This window comes from Parabacteroides sp. AM08-6, assembly GCF_003473295.1.
Classification (GTDB): domain Bacteria; phylum Bacteroidota; class Bacteroidia; order Bacteroidales; family Tannerellaceae; genus Parabacteroides.
Genome location: NZ_QRMP01000008.1, coordinates 1 through 23,241 on the forward strand (window position 1 = coordinate 1; position 23,241 = coordinate 23,241).

Sequence of the window (23,241 nt, forward strand, 5' to 3'; positions counted from 1 at the left end):
ATATAAGACGAATAGTAGTCAACGATAATCGTTAACATACATGTTGAGTTTTAAAAGTATATTTCAAAAGTCCAGTGCCACCGTATTGGCACTGGAGTGCCACGCTGATGACACTGCAATGCCATCTAGGTGGCACTGGAGTGTCATGCGGTTGGCATTGGAATTACTTATAAATTTTAGCGGCGTAACCTCCGCCGGAAGCCATCTTGATTTTCAGCTTACGGTCGGCAGGGACAGGGAGGGTTTCTTTTTTGTAATCACGAGCAGCACGGTCAGCATTGATGCCGTCTTTGAAAAGCTCTATCTTATAATTTCCGTCGCCCAGGAAAGACAAATCCAATTCTATTTCGCGGGGTGTCCAGTTTGTCAGAGCGCCCAGATACCATACATCACCGTGCTGACGAGCGATGGCAACATATTCGGCAACCTTACCGTCTAGTGCAACCGTCTTATCCCATACGGTAGGAATACCGGCAATAAATTCCGTACATTCTTTTTCCCGCATATAATTACTGGGATTATCGCAAAGCATATTCAGCGGTGACTCGAAGATAACGTAAGTAGCCAATTGCCGGCAACGTGTTCCCTGACTCATCGGTTCGGAATTAACCGGACGATAATTGTTGCGGGCTGCATTCCGCATCGCCCCTTGTGTATAGTCCATCGGGCCTGCTACCTGGCGGATAAACGGGATAGTGACATCGTACGTCACCATATCGGACTCTGCTGTAGCCCATTTCATGTTTTCCAGTCCATGCACGCCCTCGAAATTGATTACGTTCGGATACGTACGGGTCAATCCGGCAGGTTTACAAATACCGTGGAAATCTGCCAACATTTTATACTTCGCACAAGTTTCGCCTGCACGGAAAAGGAAATCTATTATTTCCTGGTCGTCGCGGTCCATAAAATCAATCTTGAAACCTTTCACTCCCATTTCGGAATAATATTTTACCACATTCTCCATATCCCGGTCGAAAGCATGATAACCGGCCCAGAGAATAATGCTTACATTTTTGGATTTACCGTAATCGACCAGCTCCTTTACATTGATTTCCGGAATAACCTGCATCAAATCGGCTTTCAAGTTGACAGCCCAGCCTTCGTCCAGAATAACATATTCGATACCATGTTCGGAAGCAAAATCTATATAATATTTATAGGTATCATTGTTAATGCCGGCACGGAAATCGACATCGTATATATTCCAGTCGTTCCACCAATCCCAAGCTACTTTACCCGGTTTAATCCAGGAAATATCCGATACGCGGGAAGGAGAAGCCAAGCAGTAAACCATGTCATTATCCGCCAGTTCCTTATCGTTGGCCGAAACAACAAATACACGCCAAGGATAAGAACGGGTTCCTTTAGTCTTTGCGATAAAGTTCTCGCGTTCCTGAACCAACATCTGAAGCTGATTGTGACCGCCTTGCTTTGTCACTTTCGGATAAGGCGCATGGACAGCCTTCAATGACGGCCGGTCGGTTGTATTATTCAGGAACATACCGGGATAGTTTTCCAGGTCAGACTCTGTGATACAGAGCTTTTTGCCCCCATCCAGTTCTACCAGGAACGGTAATATCATCAGGCGTTTGTCATTCAATTTAGTAATTGCTTCATGCACGTAAAGCTGTTCGAAAGAATTCATATATTGTTCTTCAAAAGTAGCCTTTTTGCTATTCACATAAGGAGCATACGTTTTGTGGTCGGTCGAGAAATTGTATTCAGCCTTTTCGTCTGCTATGATAATATCATTTTTCATCTTAGTAAAGAAGCGATAAGCAAGCCCTTCATTATATAGACGGAACACAAGCCCGTAGTTTCCGCGGAAAGATATTGTCATTTCATTATAAATATCCGACACTTCCGATTTCTTATAAAAAGGAGAAGGGATAACCTTATCCACAGAAGCTTTCAATACTTTCGAAACTTTCGGATTTTCTCCCAATACAGTTCCATCCTGCAATGTCATAGAAATGGTTGATGGAGCTAAGACTTCGGTCCCTTCATGGGTAAAAGAAAACTGAATATCATTACCGACAGTAGCCGTAACGTGTAGTTTTCCGTCCGGCGATTGCAACTGATAGCTCTTTTGAGCCATCATCGACATACTCCCCATTAGCAGGAGCGCAATAAGTGCTTTTATTTTCATGGCGATTTATTTTATTAACGTTGCAAATATACGGGAAAGAAGACGAAAAGAATTTGCAAAATTGTACTATCTTTGCTAAAATCATATCAAAATGAAGTTTTCTAAAGAATAAATGCCATGAACAAACAACTATTCCTCTTACTTTTTTGTATCATCAGCATTTCTGCTGTTGCCCAATGGAAATGGTATAATCCGATGGATGCCGGTTTCCCGGTCATACAGAACCAAGGATTTACACAAGAAATCGGAACAACTTATACCCGGCTTCCCAAACGGGCAGAAGGCGTAGTCCGGACACCGGTTTGGAATTTATCACGCAATTCAACGGGATTGGCAATCTATTTCAATTGTGACGCCTCTCAAATAAAAGTCCGTTACAAAGTTAGCGGGCCGTTCAGTATGCTGCACATGCCGGCGACCGGTGTTTCCGGTATCGACATGTATAGAAGTAATGGGGAATGGGAATTCTGCTCAGGCGACTATTCTTTCGGCGATACCATACAATACGATTATTCCCCTCTGACAGTTTCAGGCAATCCGGATAATATCCCGGCTTCCGGCTTCGAATATCGCATCTACCTTCCCCTTTACAACAGTGTGGAATGGTTAGAAATAGGTATAGAGGAAAAAAACAAACTCACATTCATCCCTGCTCTTTCTAAAAAACCGATTGTAGTATACGGTACTTCCATCGTTCAGGGAGGTTGTGCTTCTCGTCCGGCAATGGCATGGCCGAACATCGTACAACGTACGCTTGACTATCCACTCATAAATTTAGGTTTTTCGGGAAGCGGGCGTCTGGAAAAAGAGGTATTAGACTTTGTTGGTGAAATAGATGCCAGCCTTTTTATTCTCGACTGTCTTCCCAACCTGATTTTTCAGAGTGAAGAGGAAATTGCCCAACTAACCATCGATGCTGTTAAACAACTGCGTACCAAACATACGGAACCTATCTTATTAATCGAACATGTTGGATACAGCAATGCCCTTACCAACCAAGGGCAATATGAATGTTATACCCGCGTGAACAAAGGTTCCCGTAAAGCATACGAACATTTGCGCTCCGAAGGTGTAAAAGAACTTTATTACCTCTCGCACAAAGAATTGAATTTATCTCCTGATTCCAGAGTAGATTATGTCCACCCTTCCGACTTGGGTATGCAACAACAAGCCTCGGCCGTAGAGAAGAAAGTACGCAAAATCTTACATATTCGTCGCTAAAAGCATTACTCCTGCAACAAATGCGACAGCATCAACAACGCCATGTTGGCTGCCCGCTGGATATTCTGGTCGCGAACCGTACCGAAATGGTAGCACTCGGAAACAACACGGTCTTTTAAAGCGGCTGCTATCCAAACAGTCCCGACAGGCTTTTCAGGCGTTCCACCGCCAGGCCCGGCAATACCGGATGTGGCAACAGCACAGTCGCAACCTAAGGTACGAATAGCACCTAAAGCCATTTGTTCGACAACTTCACGGCTAACGGCGCCATGTTTTGCCAGACTCTCTTTCGAAACGCCCAACACATTACTTTTCACTTCATTGCAATAAGAGACAACTCCTCCTGCAAAATAATCCGAACTGCCGGGTATGAGGGTTATCATATTGGCAATACGTCCTCCGGTACAGCTTTCGGCTGTTCCCATCATCAAATGTTTGGAACGGAGCATCTCTCCTATCTGTATTTCTATGGCTTTATCCTCATCCGCCAAAATATTACCGGCCAAAATAGTATGCAGTTTGTCGGTCTGTTCGGCTATTGCTTGTTCTGCCTGGAGAGAAGTGCCGGCATAGGCGGAAAGACGCAAGCGAATAAGTCCGGGTTGCGGAAGATAAGCTAATTTCACGAACGGAGGCAACTGTTCTTCAAACGGAGCCAGTTTAATAGCCAGTACCGACTCCGGATAACCGCTAACCCAACAAGTCCGGTGGCGGATATATAAATCCTGACGAAACTGTTTCTTCAGACGTGGAAGTATTTCATTCGTCATCAACCATTTCATTTCCGAAGGGACACCGGGCATGGAGACCAATACCCTTCCTTCCCGTTCGAACCAGGTACAAGGTGCGGTACCGGCCTGATTCTGAATAACGGTACAACCATCCGGAACCATCGCCTGGCTGCGTGTCAAATCATTCATCCGGCGACCGGAACGGCAATATATCTGCTGTATCGTTTCAAATACTTCATCCGAAAATGACATTCCGCAACCGAAATATTTGCAAAGCGTCTTTTTCGTAATATCATCCTTAGTCGGTCCGATGCCTCCTGTCACCAATGTAATTTGCGCCCGTTTCATAGCGGCATCAAAAGCGTCCAGCATATCCTGTTCCACATCACCGACCGAAGTACGCCTGATTACACGAAATCCTTCATCGCCTAATTGCTGTCCCATCCAGGCAGAGTTCGTATCTACCACCTGACCTATCAGCAATTCGTCGCCTATTGTTACTATCTCTACATCCATTGTATACTAAAGATTATTTTTTTATTCAACAAGTTCTCACTCCGCTCCCTGCGCAGGGAAGTACCGTTTCCTACGTTGTAAACAGGAATCAGATTACGACCCTTGAGAACGGAACCGCGTCCATCGGACAAAAATCCTTATCGAGAAACTTATAATAACCGGTGATTGCTACCATTGCGGCATTATCCGTTGTAAAGGAGAATTTCGGGATATGTACTTTCCAGCCATAACGTTTCGCATGGTCGAGGAAAGCATCCCGAAGTCCGGAATTGGCAGATACACCTCCGGCAACGGCAACCTCTTTTATATTCAAATCCTTTGCAGCTTTACGCAGTTTATCCATCAGGATATCGATAACCGTAGCCTGAAGCGAAGCACAAAGGTCTTGTTTATTCTTTTCAATAAAATCGGGGGCTTCCTGTAACTTATCGCGTAGAGTATAAAGAAAAGAAGTTTTCAATCCGCTGAAACTATAATCGTATCCGGGAATATGAGGTTTGCTGAAAGAAAAAGCTTTCGGATTTCCTTCATTAGCCAGACGATTCACAACCGGTCCACCGGGATAACCCAGTCCCATCACCTTGGCACACTTATCAAAAGCTTCACCGGCTGCATCGTCAATCGTTTGTCCGATTACTTCCATATCATTATAAGCATTCACCTTAATTATCTGCGAATTTCCGCCCGAAACCAGCAAACAGAGGAAAGGGAAATGTGGAGCATGGTCGTCATCGGGCGTTTCTTTAATAAAATGTGCCAATACATGTGCCTGCAAATGATTAATCTCAATCATCGGAATATTCAAAGAGGCAGACAACCCTTTGGCAAAAGAAGTTCCAACCAATAACGATCCCATCAGCCCCGGGCCACGGGTAAAAGCAACGGCACTTAATTCGGATTTATCGATACCGGCACGTTTGATTGCTTCTGCAACCACCGGAATAATATTCTGCTGATGTGCACGGGAAGCAAGTTCGGGAACAACACCACCATAAGCTTCGTGAACTGCCTGGCTGGCAATAACATTGGACAGCATCACGCCATCACGTATTACAGAAGAGGATGTGTCATCACACGATGACTCTATTCCTAATATTGTCACACTCATATCTTCATTTTAATTTTTATGCAAATTAACGAAATCTATCGGGATAATGTTGTAGTTTTGTGCTTAAATATAATAAAGATATCAAAGGACTTAAATACATAATCATTACCCTACTCACTCTGTTCTGGATATTCTATGCAATGCCAGCCCTTTTGCTGCGGATACCCTACATTCAGCAAAAGGTTGCCACGATTGTAACAACAGAATTATCCGACCGGTTGGGTGTGCCCGTCAATATCGGGAAGGTAAACATCAAGTGGATTAATCGCTTGGTGCTGGAAGACTTATATCTGGCCGACCAACAAGGGGAAACATTGTTTGATGCCAATCATGTGTCTGCAGGCTTCGAAATATTACCGCTTTTAAAAGGTAAAATCGTATTTTCCACCGTACGGCTGTTTGGTTTTTCCGTCAATTTAAATAAAAAGACTCCCGACGATAAATTAAATCTGCAATTTGTATTAGACGCTTTTGCCAATAAAGATACGGTAAAGAAGGAATCAAATATTGATCTTCGTTTCAACTCAATCCTGATACGTCGAGGAAACTTCCGTTACGACATACAAAACGCAGCATATACTCCCGGGAAATTTAACCCGAAACATGTCAATATCAAAAATCTAAGTGCGACAATATCAATGAAAGCATTCAACAAAGATAGCTTGAATGCACATATCAAGAAAATGAGTTTCGACGAAGCATCAGGCTTTTCCCTAAATAAATTATCCGTAAATATCATCGGGAATAAAGATAGCGCCGCAATCAATAACTTCGAAATAAAACTGCCGGGGACAGACCTTAAAATAAACCGGGCAAATATCAACCTGGCAAAAGTGACCAGCGCAAAAGAATTATTGGATGATTCTCCTATAACTTTAAATATCGCCCCTTCACAAATTTGTATGAAAGACTTTTCGCCTTTCATACCGGCTTTTCATAATTTTGCAGAAACAATCGAGCTCTCGGCCGAAGCTTCCGGCTATGTCAACAATATAAATCTGAAACAACTGACGCTTAAATATAGTGACAAAATGTTGTTTGTCGGGAAAATGGAACTGAAAGGTATCAGTCATCCGGAAGAAGCATACATCTTCGGACAAATAAACAAGATGTATATTACAACAGATGGTATTACCGGTTTGGCCACTAACTTCAGCGAACATCCGGTAAAACTTCCTGAACCGATTATCAAACTGGGGACAATCAACTTTACAGGCGAAATATCAGGTTTCTTTGATAATCTGGTGGCTTTTGGGAAATTCTCATCGTCCGTCGGCTCACTACAAACGGATTTGATATTCGGTAAAAATAAAGAGAAAGGAATTGCTGCTTATCTAAAAGGACATATTTCAGCTTCCGGCTTGCAACTGAATGAACTGTTCGATGATAACAATCCGTACGGAACTGCCAAGTTCAATATAAGTTTGGATATGAACCGTCCTCAGAATGGTCCATTTTCCGGTAATATTCAGGCAAATATCGACGAATTTGATTATAATGGATATAAATATGAAGATATCCGGTTGTCTGGTAATTTTCAAAAAAACAGTTTCGACGGTATGCTTCAAGTGAACGATCCGAATGGTCTGTTGTATGCGAAAGGTCTGTTCAAGCATGAAGGTAAAAACTCTGTATTCAATTTCACATCACAACTAAAGAATTTCCGCCCGGACAGTCTGCACCTGACCGACAAATATGAAAATCCGGAAATATCCTTATCTCTGAATGCTGATTTCAGAGGAAATAATATTGATAACCTGGAAGGAAGTATTTGTATAGATAGTCTTTCATTTAAAACAGTACCGGACAGTTTTTTCCTGAAAAAATTCCAAGTAGAAGCTACAGGACATTCCCTGGACCGCCATCTGAGCATTACTTCAGACGTAGTAAATGGAGAAGTAACCGGTGCCTACTCGTTTACCACCCTTGTTCCCAGTCTGATGAATACACTGAAAGGGTATGTTCCGGCACTTGTCAATGTGACGCAAAAGAAACAAAAATTCATGGAGAACAATTTCTCCTTGTTGCTGACAATCGAGAATACAGAAGCAATATCAAACACATTGAAGCTTCCTTTTACCATGCTGAATCAGGGAAGGATTACCGGACATTACAACAATCAATATAATCGTTTTCGTTTCGAAGCGTATCTGCCTAAATTCAATATCGGTAAGTCGATGTTCGAATCCGGTCATCTGACCTGCGATAATCCGGCTGATAAAGCAAACTTGCAATTGAAAGCAACCAACTATAATACAAAGGGGTTGCGTAATTATCTCGAATTGAAAATGGATGCAGAGAACAATCGTATCAATACGCTAATTAGTTGGGCCAACAACAAAGCACGCTTATTCAAAGCAGATCTTTCAGCTTCAACTATCTTCACCGAAGAAATAACAGAAAAAGGTCCCTCTAAACTACGTACGGATATTACGCTGAACGAAAGTCCTATAGTATTGAATGATACGGCGTGGAATGTTGCCCCATCTTCCATCACAATTGCGGACGGAAGAATAGGTATTCATAATTTCTCCGTTTCGCACAATCAGGAATATTTGCACATGGATGGAAATATCTCGAAGGAACCTACCGACACGCTGTTGCTAGACTTGAAACAGATTGAATTAAGTTATATTTTCGACATTCTGAACATTCCGGTTTTGCAATTTGCAGGAAAAGCTACAGGGACGTTCAATATCACCGACCTGTATGGAAGCCGTATGCTGAATACAGACCTCGAAGTGCAGAACTTTTCTTTCAACCAAGTTCCGTTAGGCCGTCTCAATCTGTTCAGCGAATGGGATGATGCACAACAAGGTATTCTAATGCTGGGAAGTATTTATAAAAACGATAGTATTTGGACAGATGTAAGCGGCTACGTTTATCCGGTCGGAAAAAATGCAGGTCTTTCGCTTTTCTTCGGAGCAAACGACCTGAATATAGCTTTCTTACAACCTTTTGTCGGTAAAATCGCCAAGAATATGCAGGGACGCGGATATGGTAATATCCATTTGCACGGACCTTTCAGCAAATTGAATGTGGAAGGCGATGCTTTTGTACAAGACGGTGGTTTAGGTATCGAATATCTGAATACTTATTATACGTTCTCCGATTCACTCCATTTGACACCGGGTTCTATCATCGGCCGTAATGTAACTGTTCACGATAAATTTGGAAATCCGGCAAAAGTCAATCTAACGATTAATCACAAGCACTTCAAAGATTTGAATTTTAATGTGGAAATTCAAACAAATAATATGCTGGTATTCGATGCAACTCAGAAGTTAAATCGTCAGATATTCGGGACGGTCTTCGGGACAGGAACTGCTTCTATAAAAGGGAATGGGCAGGTTGTAAACTTCGATATAAATATGAGAAGTGATCCTAAGACATCGATTACTCTCGATTTTATGAATAATTCCTCGGCTGCCGATTACGATTTTATCACTTTTGTCAATAAAAAAGAGTTGGAACAACAAACGATGTTGACAGGAGGAGATTCCATCAAAAAAACATTACTTACCTCTAAAGAAGACGAAGGGGCAGAACTTCGTATGAACTTCCTACTCGATATAACACCGGATGCTAACATCGATTTAATCATGGATCCTATTGGCGGCGATAAAATTTCGGGAAATTGTAGCGGAAGCCTGCAAGTACAATACGGAACAAAAACCGACCTGCGCATGTATGGTAATATCGGTATTGTAAATGGGAATTATAATTTCAGTTTACAACAACTTATCCATAAAGACTTCAAAATACGTGACGGAAGTACGATTAATTTCCGTGGAGATCCATTTGATGCAACGATGAATGTAAATGCGATATATAATCTGACGGCTAACATTCAAGATTTAGATGCCAATTTTGCTACAGAAAGTGCCCGCCGTAACATTCCGGTCAATTGCGTACTAAATCTGGATGGAATGCTGCGTAGCCCGAATATTTCATTTGATTTGGAACTACCCGGTTCCAATGAAGAATTGGAACGACAAGTGAAAAGTATTGTCGATACGGAAGATATGATGACACGACAGATTATTTATTTATTGGTATTGAATAAATTCTATACACCTGAATATACAAACAATCCGTATGCTTCCAGAAATGAATTTTCTGCTGTTGCCTCTTCTGCTTTGTCCTCCCAGATATCAAGTTTGATGAATAGTTTTACTGATAAAGTACAATTAGGGACGAATATCCGAACCAGCCAGGATGGCATTGAAGATACAGAAGTGGAAATGTTGCTTTCGAGTCAGCTGTTGGACAATCGTTTATTATTTAACGGGAATTTCGGATATAAGAACAACGCTACTCAAAAAAATGCTTTTATCGGCGAATTCGACTTGGAATATAAACTGAATAACAGTGGTGATATTCGCTTGAAAGCTTATAATCATGCAAACGATATGTATATGTACGTTCAAAAGGCATTAACAACCCAAGGAGTCGGTATCATGTACAAAAAAGACTTTACGCGTTTTTCTGATATTTTCCGTAAGAAAAAGAAAACGTTGCCGCTTATTCCGCTTCGTCCTGTTGTAAATGATACTATTCCGCAGTCTAAAAATGAGATTTCAAAAGATAGTATTGTCGATTAAAATCCTTACAGCATCCTTATATTCAAGTAAAGTTTTACTTTTTATTACTTTCTTATGTAACTTTTTGTCTACATCCGGTAACATATAATCCCAAAGTGTTTTCATACGGGCAAGAATCTGATGGTCTCCTCCTTCCAAAGATTTCCCATATTCTTCCGCCAACAAGGCATGGAAAGCACGTAGTTTGGATTTCTTCTCCCTATCTGACAACTCTTTTCCAGCCTGATATTCCATTGCCAACCACGGAGCTGCCAACAGGCCACGTCCCAGCATAATTCCCCGGAGACGAGGGAACTGTCCGGTTATTGCATAAATATCAGCAAGTGTATTCAAATCTCCATTATAAAACAATGGATGACTACAAGATTCATAAAAACGAGAAAAACCGTCTAAATCAACAATTCCTTTATATTGTTGGATTCCAATCCGGGGATGTAAAGTGACATGTACAAGAGGATGTGAGTTTAATATGGGCACAATGGCTTGAATTTCTTCTGCAACATTCCAACCTAAGCGTAATTTGACGGAGAATTTCAGCTCCGGAAATTCAGGTATGACATTCAATAATGTTTCAACGTCATGAGGATAAGGTAAAATACCTGCACCACGATGTAAACGAACCTGCATTGGAAAAGGGCAACCTAAATTAATATCAGCCCGCCGATAACCGTATTGATAGAACAACGATGCTATTCGCCGGAACTCATCAGGAATAGCCGCTATCAATTGAGGAATAACCTGAATAGATTGATTTTCCCTATGCGCTATATCCCGTAAGTCTTTATTACGGAAACCGTCTTTTTCAATGCGAATAAAAGGCGTATAATAACTCTCCACCCCTCCGAACACTTGTGCATGGGCTTCTCTATAAATGGCATCCGTATATCCTTGCAAAGGTGCAAAATGAACTACAGGTCTCATCTGGGGAACATTTCTGTAAAAAGTGAAAATAACTGTTTTTTTGCTTTTTCAAAGTCTTGTTTTTCTCCCAGCTCTTTTTCCAGGGAAGTGACTCCCTTATCCGTGAAACCACAAGGATTAATCAAAGAGAAATAACTCAAATCCGTATTTATATTCAATGCGAATCCATGCATCGTTACAAATCGGCTACTTTTTACTCCAATTGCACAAATCTTACGGGCACATCCTTTTACCAAGGGGTCAATCCAGACACCTGTCGCTCCATTCAGCCTTTCTCCTTTGATTCCGTACAAAGCCAGAAAAATAATAATAATTTCCTCCAACTTGCTTATATATTGCTTTAATCCAAGATGCCAGCAATCCAAATCAAATATAGGATAACCCGTTATTTGTCCAGGACCATGATAGGTGATGTCTCCACCTCGGTTTATATGATAAAATGAAATACCACGAGCTTGCAACAAATCTTGTGGAATCAACAAATTAGTATCTTTTCCACTTTTTCCGATAGTCAGAACAGGGGCATGTTCACAAAAAAGCAATTGGTTTTCCCCTTGCATTCCGTGAACTTTTGCATCCAACAATGCATTGAATGCTATAGTTTGGCGTTTTAATGCATCTGCATAATCTATATATCCGAGGTCGTAATAAGTGAAGCTCTCCATTTCTTTCTTTTTTTGATTTTATCGGAATTTATGTCAGAATCAGACTCTCCTGTGTCGTACCCCATCTCTATCTTTAAGAGTTTACCCATCAACGACATGATTTTTGCCTGTCGTTTTAGCATATACGGGGAAGGTTTACCTGAATTGAATCTTCTTGGATTAGGCAAAGATGCTGCTATCAAAGCTGCTTCGGAGCGAGTTAATTTATATGCAGACTTACCAAAGTGAGAATGTGCTACAGCTTCAGCACCATAAATACCCTCTCCCATTTCTATCGAATTCAGATAAACTTCCATTATACGTTCTTTCCCCCAAATCCATTCTATCAAAAGAGTAAAATAGGCTTCTATACCCTTACGCAGATAACTTTTTCCGGGCCAGAGAAATACATTCTTTGCCGTTTGTTGTGAAATTGTACTGGCTCCTCTTATCCGTTTACCGCTTTTGGCTTCAGAACGAGCTTTCTGTATCTGTTCAATGTCGAAACCATGGTGGTCCAAAAAAAGATTATCTTCCGAAGCGACAACAGCTTGTACCAAAGGTTGGGCTATTTTCGAGATAGGAACCCATTTGTGTTCCAATTTAAAAGGTTTTCCATCATGAAACTGTTCATACATACGTATGAACATCAACGGTGTGTAATATACAGGTACAAACTTGTATATCACCACCGCTAATATGCTGAAAAAAAATAACCCTATCAATAGGTTTCTTCCCCAGATTAATATTTTTTTCAGTATGTGCATACAATTCCTGATTTAGCAAGCACAAACTTACAGAATAAATTCGAAATAAGGGAATAGGAACCTCACTTCTTCCAATATTGTTCCATTTGCTCCAAAGTCTTCCCTTTGGTTTCCGGAACAAATTTCCAGATAAACAAAGCTGCCAAAATCCCCATTAACCCATAAATCCAATAGGCCATTCCATGGTTGAATGTATTTGTCAAATATTGGTTTTTATCTAACATTGGGAATGTCCAGGAAACAAGAAAATTAGCTATCCACTGTCCGGCAACAGCTATTGACATAACCGTTGAACGAATGGAATTGGGAAAAATTTCGGCCAACAATACCCAGCAAACCGGCCCCCATGACATTGCGAATCCAGCTGTATAAACCAACATACAAAGTAATGAACCAATACCGACAGAATGCATATAGAAAGTTGTTCCCAATATCATCATCGAAACGGCCATAATCAATGCTCCAATTATCATCAATGGTCGCCTTCCAAATTTATCTACAGTAAAAATAGCCAGCACTGTAAACGACAGATTCACTGCTCCTACTATAATTTGTTGCATCAAGGCAGCATCTGTAGCAGCTCCCATCGTCTTAAATATTTCCGGAGCATAATAAAGTACGACATTAATACCGACAAACTGCTGAAAACCGGACAACATGACTCCGACGAAAATTATCAATATACCAAATGAACGAATAGGAAATATCAGCGACAGGAAAAAACTACCAATCAAAGCTATCTCCAGCGCATTTGTATTCCCTGCTAATTCCAATATGCCATAAAAAATCAGAAACAGTACCAGCCACATTCCCATAAATAGAAAATAAGGGCGCATAGATGGTGATTTTTCATGAAAACTATCCTTTATTTCAGCCAATTCTTTCCCTGCCAACTCACTAGGCATCAGGCGTTTTAATATGGAAAGTGCTTTTTCTGTCTTTCCACGCATGACAAGATAACGGGGTGTTTCAGGTACCAACATCAAAAAAGTAAAGAAGAATAAAGCCGGAATAATTTCGGAAGCAAACATCCAACGCCAGCCCGTTTCATGCAACCAAGTAGCATCTCCTTGTAAAGCAATACTGTAATTAACAAAATAGACAACCAGCATACCAAAAATGATAGCAAACTGATTCCAAGAGACCAAGTTTCCACGACGTTCCGCCGGCGCCATTTCCGCAATATACATCGGTGAGACCATAGAAGCAAGTCCAACCCCTATTCCGCCTATAATACGGTAAAATACAAACAGGTACATATATGTATGGTCACCACTGCCCGGCATTCCTATAAACAGTTCGGGCCATGCGGAGCCAATAGCCGACAACAGGAACAAAATAGCAGCTAAAACAAGTGTTGGTTTACGTCCGAACCGTTGACTAATCCAACCGGCAAACGAAGCCCCCAAGATACATCCAATCAGTGCACTACTCACTACAAAGCCTTCCAGAGCATTTGCCTGATCCAAAGGAAGTGCATAAGGTTCAATAAAAAACTTACGAAGCGATTCGACAGTTCCGGATATCACAGCCGTATCATAGCCGAACAATAGTCCTCCCAATGTGGCCACAAGAGTGATACCTAAGATATAATTGTTGTTTTTCATGATATTAGTATTAACAAATAAATGACGATTTAGCAGTATGTCGCTAAACCGTCATTTAATAAATTATATGTATTGATTAATTATCATCTCATACAATTCCTGTTTACCGCTAATTTGCTTCGGCTCACCATCACGCAAAGCAATCGTACGTAAATCTTCCAATAAAAGTTTTCCATCTTCAAAAGCCTTTCCGTCACCATTATCAAAACTGGCATAACGTTCGGCCCGCATTTTTCTATAATCGGAATTTTCAAGAATATCGGCAGCTGCCATTAATGCACGGGCAAAGGAATCCATTCCCCCGATATGCGCAAAGAATATATCATCCAAATCTGTAGAATTACGACGAGTCTTAGCATCGAAATTCGTACCTCCGGTAGTCAAACCACCTCCTTCAAGAATAACCAACCAAGCCTGTGTCAATTCATAGATATCCATTGGAAACTGGTCGGTATCCCATCCATTCTGATAATCCCCCCGGTTTGCATCAATGCTACACAACATACCGGCATCAACTGCTGCCTGTAATTCATGTTCGAATGTATGCCCGGCCAAGGTAGCATGATTCACTTCTATATTTAAAGCAAAATCTTTATCCAATCCGTAATGGCGCAAAAAACCGATGACAGTTTCCGAATCCACATCATATTGATGCTTAGTTGGTTCCATCGGTTTCGGTTCAATTAAGAAAGTTCCTTTAAAACCATTCTTACGACCATAATCACGAGCCATAGTCAACATCATGGCCAAATGGTCCTTTTCGCGCTTCATGTTTGTATTCAGCAAACTCATATAGCCTTCACGACCACCCCAGAATACATAATTTTCACCTCCTAATGCGATACAAGCATCGATGGCATTCTTAATCTGCGTACCCGCACAAGCAACAGCCGGGAAATAAGGATTCGTTGCCGCACCATTCATATAACGTTTATTACCAAATACATTAGCGGTAGACCACAACAATTTTTTCCCAGTTGCCTGCTGATGTTCTTTTGCAAACTCAACCATTGTATGCAAATCCTTTTCAAATTCAGCCAAAGTAGGAGCCTCATCTACCACATCCACATCATGGAAGCAATAATAAGGAATACTACATTTAGTCATAAACTCAAAAGCGGCATCCATTTTATATTTAGCACGTGAAATACGATCTGCCGATGTATTCCAAGGAAATATCTTGGTTCCACCTCCAAACTGGTCGCCACCTTCCGCACACAAAGTATGCCAATAAGCCATTGCAAAACGAAGATGTTCTTTCAACGTCTTCCCCATCACAACCTTATTTTCATCATAATAATGAAAAGCCATCGGATTCTTCGACTCGCGGCCTTCAAACTCTATCTTTCCTATACCCGGAAAGAATTCTTTTTCACCTTTAAAATAGTTCATGTCTTTCTATTTTTTAATTACAATTTTGTATATCTATCAATTATTAATCTGTTTTTCCAGCCGTTCTTTCCAAACTTCAAAAGCACCACAATATTTATCGGCTTTCAACCCGTTCGGTTCTATCACATTAATTTTTTTCAATGAAGCAAAAGCCTCTTGTGCAGTAGCATAAATTCCGGCACCTATTCCGGCACCTTTGGCAGCTCCAACAGCCCCATTCGTATCATACAGTTCGATTACAGTTCCGGTTACACCAGCCAAAGCATCCCGGAATATAGAACTTAAAAATAAATTTGCATTTCCGGCACGGATTACCTGTATATCTATTCCCATTTCATTCATAATATCCATCCCATATTTAAAAGAGAATACTATCCCTTCTTGGGCTGCCCGCGCAATATGTGCTTTACTATGAATATTAAAGTTCAATCCCTGAATAGAACAATTTATTTGCTTATTCTGTAACATACGTTCCGCCCCATTACCAAAAGGAAGAATAGAAAGTCCTTCCGAACCGATAGGAACAGAATCCGCCAAATCGTTCAATTCAGAGTAAGTGATGCCTTCAGGAGCAACATTCCTTTTTACCCAAGAATTAAGAATACCAGTACCGTTTATACAAAGCAACACACCAAGACGTGTTTGTTCTGTTGTATGATTGACATGAGCAAACGTATTTACCCGCGAAAGGGTATCATAATTCACTTTTCCGTTCACACCGTAGACAACTCCCGATGTTCCGCCTGTAGCAGCAATTTCACCGGGATTCAATACATTCAGAGAGAGAGCATTATTGGGTTGATCTCCGGCTCGGTAGGTAATAGGAGTACCTTTCTTCATACCCAATTCCGAGGCAACAGACCCCAATAGTTCCCCCTGCAGACCAAATGTCGGACAAATCCGAGGTATTAATTCTTTTCCAAATCCGTAATAATTCATCAAATCGTCAGAAATAGTATTCTTCTGGAAATCCCAGAAAATACCTTCCGACAAACCGGATATAGTTGTCGCAATATCACCGGACATACGCATTGCAATAAAGTCACCCGGTAACATAAATTTATGAATGGCCTCAAATACAGCAGGTTCAAACTCTTTTACCCAAGCCAGTTTTGAAGCCGTAAAATTTCCGGGCGAATTCAATAAATGTGTCAGACACCTTTTTTCTCCGATAGTTTTAAATGCACGTTCTCCATAAGGAACTGCACGGCTATCACACCATATAATAGAAGGACGCAACACTTCCATCTTTTTGTCAACCAACACCAGCCCATGCATTTGATAAGAAATACCGATAGCCTCTATTTGCGTACCATCAATACGAGCTTTCAAAATGGCTCCTTTTATCGCTTCTTTCAAAAACTTCCACCAATCGTCAGGGTTTTGTTCTGCCCACCCCGGCTGTATGGCATTGATAGCAGCTTCTTCTTTCGGATAAAAATCAGATGAAACTGTCAGACCGGTTTCTTTATCTACAATAGAAGCCTTTACCGAAGAACTTCCTATATCACAACCTAGCAAATACATATTCTGATGTTTTATATTTTATTAAATTTCGAGTGTAATTTATTATACTTCACTTTATCAAAACGATAATAACGGGCGGCACGATGAGAAACCCCGGTTTCTATTTCATCGGTCTGCACAACATAATCCAGCGAATTCATCTTCTTATGGAAATTCCGTACATCCATTTCTTTATTATAAATGATTTCATACGTTCTGCGCAACTGATAAGCTGTAAATTTCAGAGGCAAATAATCGAATACGATAGAAGGCTCAACCTCTATCCATTTACGAATTTCACATACTGCAGCTTCTACAATTTCCGTATGGTCAAAAGGTAAATGAGGCAAACTATCGATAGGAGCCCAAATCAGAAAATCATTTTTATCCGCAAGAGTCGTTTTCTTTCCTATTTTACACAATGCCAGATAGGCTACAGTGACAATTCGCGTAATTTTCATCTTGGAAGCATTTTCCAACCATTGTACATCCTCTTTATTCTTGGTACGTGCCGGTGAACCAAAACTATGGAACTGCCTCAATGCAACCCGCTTAAGTCCAGTAGCCTCGTTCAACACACGATAAGCAGCTGTGTCCAGATCTTCACTTTCGTATATCAGGCTTCCCGGCAGCTTATAGTGTTTTTCACTACTTCCTGCAATTTTTCTTTCAACCAATAATACACACAGCTTATCTTCGTTTACGCCTAACAATACGCAGTCTACCGAAACGTGTGGATAAAATAGTTCTTTTTTGTCTTTCTGTGTTTCCATAATATACTTAAAGAGATTTTTGACAAATATACTATTTTTCTCTTCACATATCACAATAAAATACCAATTTTATAATTGATAATATTCTATATTCCTGATATTTTGGTATCTTACACACTACAATATGAAATAATCTACATAGTGTAAACAAAACAATATACATATCCTTCCTCTCATAAGTTGTTTTTAACATAGATTACCAGTGCATGATAAATAGTCCTATTCACAACATACTTTTATTTAATACTTTTGTTATTTGAGAAAAAGGCAATCTATGGATATTAAACATCTGCAATTCGCTTTCCGCATATACTGGGCAAACCTAAAAGGATTATTGAATCTATTTGCAGAAGGCATTATTCTGTTGGCATCACTTGCTTCTTTATTTGTTTTGATTTATCAATTCGGATTCAACTATTCTGCATCTATGACACATGTGCTTCATGAAAGCGGAATATTCATATTACTAGCCTTCTTTGCCGGTATAACCCTGAGGTACATTATCAAATTCAAAGAAATCATCCAAGAAAAGATGCTGTATTTGGATATCGGTATATATTTTTTCCTGTTTGCCGTGCTATCCGGTAAAGTCTTTTTCAAAGAAGTGGTTCAAGAGTCGTTGCCGTATTTAAGTTTTCTGACAAAACCGCATTTTGTCTATTTCCTATTATTATTGCTAAGTGTCATCCATTTGTCACGACAGACATTTGCTCTCTTGCAAAGCCATATAAAACCATCTATACTATTTTTACTTAGTTTTGTATTTGTTATCTTGATTGGCTCCGGCTTGTTGATGCTTCCGAATGCAACTGTACACGGCATTCATTTTATCGATGCTTTGTTTATTTCTACTACTTCGGTCTGTGTAACCGGACTTACAACGGTTGATGTAGCAACAACTTTTACCCATACCGGACTTATTATTATTATGTTCTTGATACAAATAGGAGGTATCGGGGTTATGACTTTCACCAGTTTTTTTGCACTCTCTTTCATGGGGCATTCTTCCTTTTCCAGCAAAATGGTATTGAAGGATATGCTGAATGAAGATCACATCAACGGACTTTTCAAAGTTATCCTGAATATTCTGTTTGTTACACTTTTTATCGAGGGAATCGGAGCCTATCTGATTTATATGGAAATCAAAGGTTCACTACCGGGAGGTACATCGGAAGAATTGTTTTATGCCATTTTTCATGCAATTTCAGCTTTTTGTAACGCAGGTATTTCTACATTAAGTGGTAATATGTACGACCCGTTGGTTGTACATAAATATAACTTGCATATATGGATTGGGTTCCTTATCATATTCGGAGGATTAGGATTTCCGATTGTTCTTAATTATCTGAAATTATTAAAACATCTAATCATTAACATTTTCAGAATGCTTATCGGACAACAAAAACATTATGTTCATACCCCTCGCATTATCAACATTAACACTTACATCGTCGTTATCAGCACATTAGTATTAGTCATTAGCGGTACAGTATTTTATTATCTGTTAGAAATGAATAATACTTTAGCCAGCCTTCCATTTAAGGGAAAAGTTGCCAACGCGTTTTTAGGAGCCGTCACTCCACGAACAGCAGGTTTCTGTGTTGCCGATATGGGGATACTGACAAATGGAACATTGATGCTCACTCTCATTCTGATGATAATAGGTGCTGCACCGATGTCTACAGGTGGCGGTTTGAAAGTAACAACTGTCTGTGTAGCCTTGTTTACTGCACATAATACAGCTCGTAACAAAGAAAATGTAGAAATCCGCAAGCGTGAAATTGCTCCGGCTACAATCCGCAGAGCATTTGCCACAATAGTCTTTTATTTCTGTTGGTTAGGATTGGCGGTTTGGTTACTTTCGCTCACAGAAAAAGGAGTATCCGTCTTTACCCTCACATTCGAAGCCGTATCCGCACTCAGCACAGTCGGTCTGAGTTTAAACTTCAGCCCACTGCTTACCACTGCCGGTAAATTGATTATCATTTGTACCATGTTGGTAGGCCGTATCGGTATATTGACCTTCTTTTTCAGTTTTTATAAAGAATATAAAAAGAAAAATTATACTTATCCGCAAGAAAATATATTAATGTAATAAAAAAACAAGATATGAAATATTTAGTAATTGGATTGGGAAATTTAGGCCGCGCCATAGCAGAAAGCTTGACACAAATCGGAAATGAAGTAATCGGTGTAGATGTCAATCCACACAAAATAGAAGCAGTAAAACACACAATTTCCGGGGCTATCTGTTTGGATACAACAGATAAAGAAGCACTCAACACGCTGCCACTAAACGAAATGGATGCCATTTTCGTTACTTTTGGAAAAGATTTCGGCACCTCTATCCAAACAGTTGCTTTTCTTAAAAATCTGGATGTGAACAAAATAATCGTAAGAGGCATATCCCCTATACATGAGGCCGTAATCCGGTCCATAGGTGTAACCGAAATTATCACTCCGGAAGATGATTTTGCCGGCATGTATGCTTCCCAATCCCTACTTGGGGAATTATTCAAGCAATGGTATAAAGTAACAGAAACCCATCATTTATACAAAATCAAAGCACCGGCCACATTTGTCGGACAGACATTAAAAACCATTAATCTGGAAGAAAACTTCGGAATACGCCTTGCCGGCATCGAACGAGCTAAAGTAGAACGCAACCTAATAGGTATCAAACAAAAACAATATTCCGTCATCAGCAGCATCACCGGCGATATTACAATCGAAGAGGACGATTTACTCATTCTATTCGGAGAAATGGAAGTATTACATAAGTTGGCCGAAATATAATACTTCCATCTATATTCTCAAGCAATTTTTTTAACCAAAACCTTATCTATACGAGCGCCATCCATATCCACAATCTCAAACTCAAACACCAACCAAGTCAACTTTTCTCCCGTTTTCGGAACTCGTTCGAGAATTTCAAGAATCAAACCGCTCAATGTATTATAATCGTGTTCGGAATACAAATCTTCCATTTCAAAATATTCCAGAAAATCATAAAAACTATACTGACCGTCTACCAGCCAAGTTCCATCGACACGTTGGATAATTTCCGATTCCTCTCCAACTTCCGGCACTTGGCCAACCAACCCTTCCATTATATCTTTTAATGTTACAATCCCCTGAATACCTCCAAACTCATCTGTTACAATTCCGTATTTTACACGAGCTTGTTTAAATTGTTCCAAAGCATTATATACACTCTGGTTTTCAGGTAAAAACTGAGCCGGTCGAATAACCTGTTCCAACGAAAAACCTGGCTCATCGATACGCCCGAACAAGTCTTTCAGATAGACAACACCTTTTATATTATCAAACTTACCGGAAGCAACAGGATAAATATTAAACAAATTTTTCTGCACTTTTTCACGTATTTGTTCAATACTATCAGTCAAATTCAGCCAAACCAGTTCATTTCGATACGTCATTATAGAACCGACATTCCGATCACCCAAATTGAACACTCGCTCTACAATATCCTGCTCAACTTCCTGTACTTCTCCCCCATCAAAGCCTTCTTTTACAATAGCTTTTATTTCTTCTTCAGTCACTTTGTTTTCTTCTGCAGTATTAATTCCGGTTACCTTAATTGCAAAAGCCGTACTTTTAGATAATAACCAAACAAAAGGAGAAGATATAGAAGAAAGGAGATTCATTGGTTTGGCAACCAACATCGATACTCGTTCGGCATATTTCATACCGATGCGTTTTGGAACAAGCTCTCCCATTATCAATGTCAGATAGGTCACAACCACAACAATAGTCGTTTTCGAAATACCCAAAGCATAAGGTTCAAAGAAAGGTACATGACGAACAAGTTCTGCTAAATTATAAGCAAACGCTTCACCGGAATACAAACCGGTTAAAATACCAATCAGCGTAATACCAATCTGGATGGTTGAGAGAAATTTGTCCGGCTCACTAGCCAACTGCAAAGCAGTCTGAGCCGATTTGTTACCGCGCTTTGCTTCCATCTCCAGCCGTGTTTTACGAGCCGACACTAAAGCAATTTCCGACATAGCAAGAAGTCCATTCAATAAGATAAGACCAATAATAATTAATACTTCCATTTATTTACTCTAGGAATTGATTTCTGGGCGAAGATATAAATTTATTTACATTTCGTCAATATATCCCTTTCGTTCTACGAACGTGAAACGGAAAAGATACCTTTTATAGGCTGTCTGAAACAAAAAATGCCTGAAAGACTTAAGTCTCCCAGGCACATTTTTCATTATTATGTGAAAATGACTTTTACGCAATGCCTATTTTACTTAGCAAACTTAGCTTTCAACAGATAAGTAGCACAATCTTTTACACCTTCAAACTGGGTGCGACCATCAGGCATGCCTTCTATTTCCACGAAATAATCCTTATTTCCATTTGCATAGAACTGCTTAAATATGGATTCAAAGTTCATCATACCCGATTTTCCTAATACAGCACGGTCTTTGATGTGCAAAAGTTTGATACGGTCCGGATATTTCTGCAAATATTCAACAGGGTCAGCTTGGCCCATTACAGCCCAGTATACATCCATCTCAAATAAAACCAAAGAAGGATCCGTGTTTTTCAGGAAAATATCGTAAACGGATTCACCCGGATTATGACGACCAAACTTAGCTCCATTTCCACCGGGAACTACTTTAGCAAATTCAAAATCATGATTATGATAACCGAATGGGAAACCAGCTGCTTTTGCAATCTTTCCGGCTTCATTAAATACTTCACAAACATATTGCGTTTCTTCCACACTACGCGTACTGGGCTGACCCGGCTGAACCAAATATTTCACACCCAACTTAGCATGGTCGTCGGCTGTTTTTTTCCAAAAGTCCTTAATAACATTCAAATTACTTTTTGTATACTCACCAACAGGAGGATTCACATGTGAACTGGTAATCTTCAAACCGGCATCATCCACCATTTTTTTAAATTCCATCATGTCTATACCCCCAACTTTTCCATCACCATAACCGGCAAGTTCAAGAGTGGCATACCCCATCTGTTTCAGTTTTTTCATTCCTCCCGGAACATCTTTGAATAGCTCACCACCTAATGAATAGATTTGCAAACCAATGTTTTTACTTGCAGTTGTAGCTGAAACAACCGGCGATGCAGGCTGAGCAGCCACAGCATTTCCTACTTTACCAGCCATCAGACTACCCAATGTAAAGAGGGATGCATTTTTTAAAAAGTTTCTTCTATTTGTCATGGTCTATTAAATTTAGATTGCGTCAAAGATATAATTTTATTTCGAAAATCATTCTTCAATTCATATAAAAGT

At 40.1% G+C, this 23,241-nt stretch carries 15 protein-coding genes and 1 pseudogene; 4 read left to right on the forward strand and 12 right to left on the reverse strand.

What is annotated here, in order from left to right:
* Nucleotides 1-163 precede the first annotated feature (163 nt).
* Entirely contained in the window at nucleotides 164-2,152 is a 1,989-nt protein-coding gene (locus DW103_RS07490) for a glycoside hydrolase family 97 protein (RefSeq protein WP_122275050.1), read from the reverse strand.
* 117 nt (nucleotides 2,153-2,269) lie between these two features.
* Between DW103_RS07490 and DW103_RS07495 the strand changes: the two are divergent.
* A pseudogene (locus DW103_RS07495) lies at nucleotides 2,270-3,364 on the forward strand (SGNH/GDSL hydrolase family protein); the annotation flags it as partial.
* Between the two features lie 14 nt (nucleotides 3,365-3,378).
* Here the strand turns inward: DW103_RS07495 and DW103_RS07500 are convergent.
* Together DW103_RS07500 and tsaD are read right to left on the reverse strand one after the other, a co-directional pair.
* Nucleotides 3,379-4,620: a CinA family nicotinamide mononucleotide deamidase-related protein gene (locus DW103_RS07500; RefSeq protein ID WP_122275052.1), complete on the reverse strand. Its 1,242-nt coding sequence runs from the start codon at nucleotides 4,618-4,620 to the stop codon at nucleotides 3,379-3,381.
* An 88-nt stretch (nucleotides 4,621-4,708) separates the two neighbouring features.
* Nucleotides 4,709-5,728: a tRNA (adenosine(37)-N6)-threonylcarbamoyltransferase complex transferase subunit TsaD gene (gene tsaD, locus DW103_RS07505; protein WP_122275053.1), complete on the reverse strand. Its 1,020-nt coding sequence runs from the start codon at nucleotides 5,726-5,728 to the stop codon at nucleotides 4,709-4,711.
* A 140-nt stretch (nucleotides 5,729-5,868) separates the two neighbouring features.
* Between tsaD and DW103_RS07510 the strand changes: the two genes are divergently transcribed.
* Nucleotides 5,869-10,332, forward strand: a complete 4,464-nt coding sequence (locus DW103_RS07510; protein ID WP_122275054.1) for a translocation/assembly module TamB domain-containing protein — start codon at nucleotides 5,869-5,871, stop codon at nucleotides 10,330-10,332.
* Here DW103_RS07510 and DW103_RS07515 read toward each other — a convergent pair.
* The 7 genes from DW103_RS07515 to DW103_RS07545 form a co-directional block, all read right to left on the reverse strand.
* The gene (locus DW103_RS07515; RefSeq protein ID WP_122275055.1) at nucleotides 10,309-11,253 is read right to left on the reverse strand and encodes a tRNA-dihydrouridine synthase family protein; all 945 of its coding nucleotides are present in this window, start codon (nucleotides 11,251-11,253) and stop codon (nucleotides 10,309-10,311) included. The genes DW103_RS07510 and DW103_RS07515 overlap by 24 nt on opposite strands.
* Complete coding sequence (lipB, locus tag DW103_RS07520) at nucleotides 11,250-11,918, reverse strand: lipoyl(octanoyl) transferase LipB (protein ID WP_122275056.1); 669 nt, start codon at nucleotides 11,916-11,918, stop codon at nucleotides 11,250-11,252. The genes DW103_RS07515 and lipB overlap by 4 nt, the downstream gene beginning before the upstream one ends.
* A complete protein-coding gene (gene mtgA, locus DW103_RS07525; protein WP_122275057.1) occupies nucleotides 11,882-12,664 on the reverse strand; it encodes a monofunctional biosynthetic peptidoglycan transglycosylase in 783 nt (260 codons plus the stop codon). Before mtgA ends, lipB begins: the two co-directional genes overlap by 37 nt.
* 62 nt (nucleotides 12,665-12,726) lie before the next feature.
* Nucleotides 12,727-14,271 (reverse strand): D-xylose transporter XylE, encoded by a 1,545-nt coding sequence (gene xylE / locus DW103_RS07530; protein WP_122275058.1) that lies wholly within the window; start codon nucleotides 14,269-14,271, stop codon nucleotides 12,727-12,729.
* A gap of 63 nt (nucleotides 14,272-14,334) precedes the next feature.
* Complete coding sequence (xylA, locus tag DW103_RS07535) at nucleotides 14,335-15,663, reverse strand: xylose isomerase (RefSeq protein ID WP_122275059.1); 1,329 nt, start codon at nucleotides 15,661-15,663, stop codon at nucleotides 14,335-14,337.
* 36 nt (nucleotides 15,664-15,699) lie between these two features.
* The gene (locus tag DW103_RS07540) at nucleotides 15,700-17,190 is read right to left on the reverse strand and encodes a xylulokinase (RefSeq protein ID WP_122275060.1); all 1,491 of its coding nucleotides are present in this window, start codon (nucleotides 17,188-17,190) and stop codon (nucleotides 15,700-15,702) included.
* Between the two features lie 11 nt (nucleotides 17,191-17,201).
* Complete coding sequence (locus tag DW103_RS07545) at nucleotides 17,202-17,942, reverse strand: NUDIX domain-containing protein (protein ID WP_122275061.1); 741 nt, start codon at nucleotides 17,940-17,942, stop codon at nucleotides 17,202-17,204.
* Between the two features lie 274 nt (nucleotides 17,943-18,216).
* Here DW103_RS07545 and DW103_RS07550 point away from each other — a divergent pair, with 274 nt between their 5' ends.
* Complete coding sequence (locus DW103_RS07550) at nucleotides 18,217-20,037, forward strand: TrkH family potassium uptake protein (RefSeq protein ID WP_122275062.1); 1,821 nt, start codon at nucleotides 18,217-18,219, stop codon at nucleotides 20,035-20,037.
* A gap of 14 nt (nucleotides 20,038-20,051) precedes the next feature.
* Entirely contained in the window at nucleotides 20,052-20,738 is a 687-nt protein-coding gene (locus tag DW103_RS07555; protein ID WP_122275063.1) for a TrkA family potassium uptake protein, read from the forward strand.
* A gap of 17 nt (nucleotides 20,739-20,755) precedes the next feature.
* Here DW103_RS07555 and DW103_RS07560 read toward each other — a convergent pair whose 3' ends face one another.
* Nucleotides 20,756-22,024, reverse strand: a complete 1,269-nt coding sequence (locus DW103_RS07560; RefSeq protein WP_122275064.1) for a hemolysin family protein — start codon at nucleotides 22,022-22,024, stop codon at nucleotides 20,756-20,758.
* Between the two features lie 200 nt (nucleotides 22,025-22,224).
* Nucleotides 22,225-23,169 (reverse strand): sugar phosphate isomerase/epimerase, encoded by a 945-nt coding sequence (locus DW103_RS07565; protein WP_122275065.1) that lies wholly within the window; start codon nucleotides 23,167-23,169, stop codon nucleotides 22,225-22,227.
* Nucleotides 23,170-23,241: the final 72 nt, after the last annotated feature.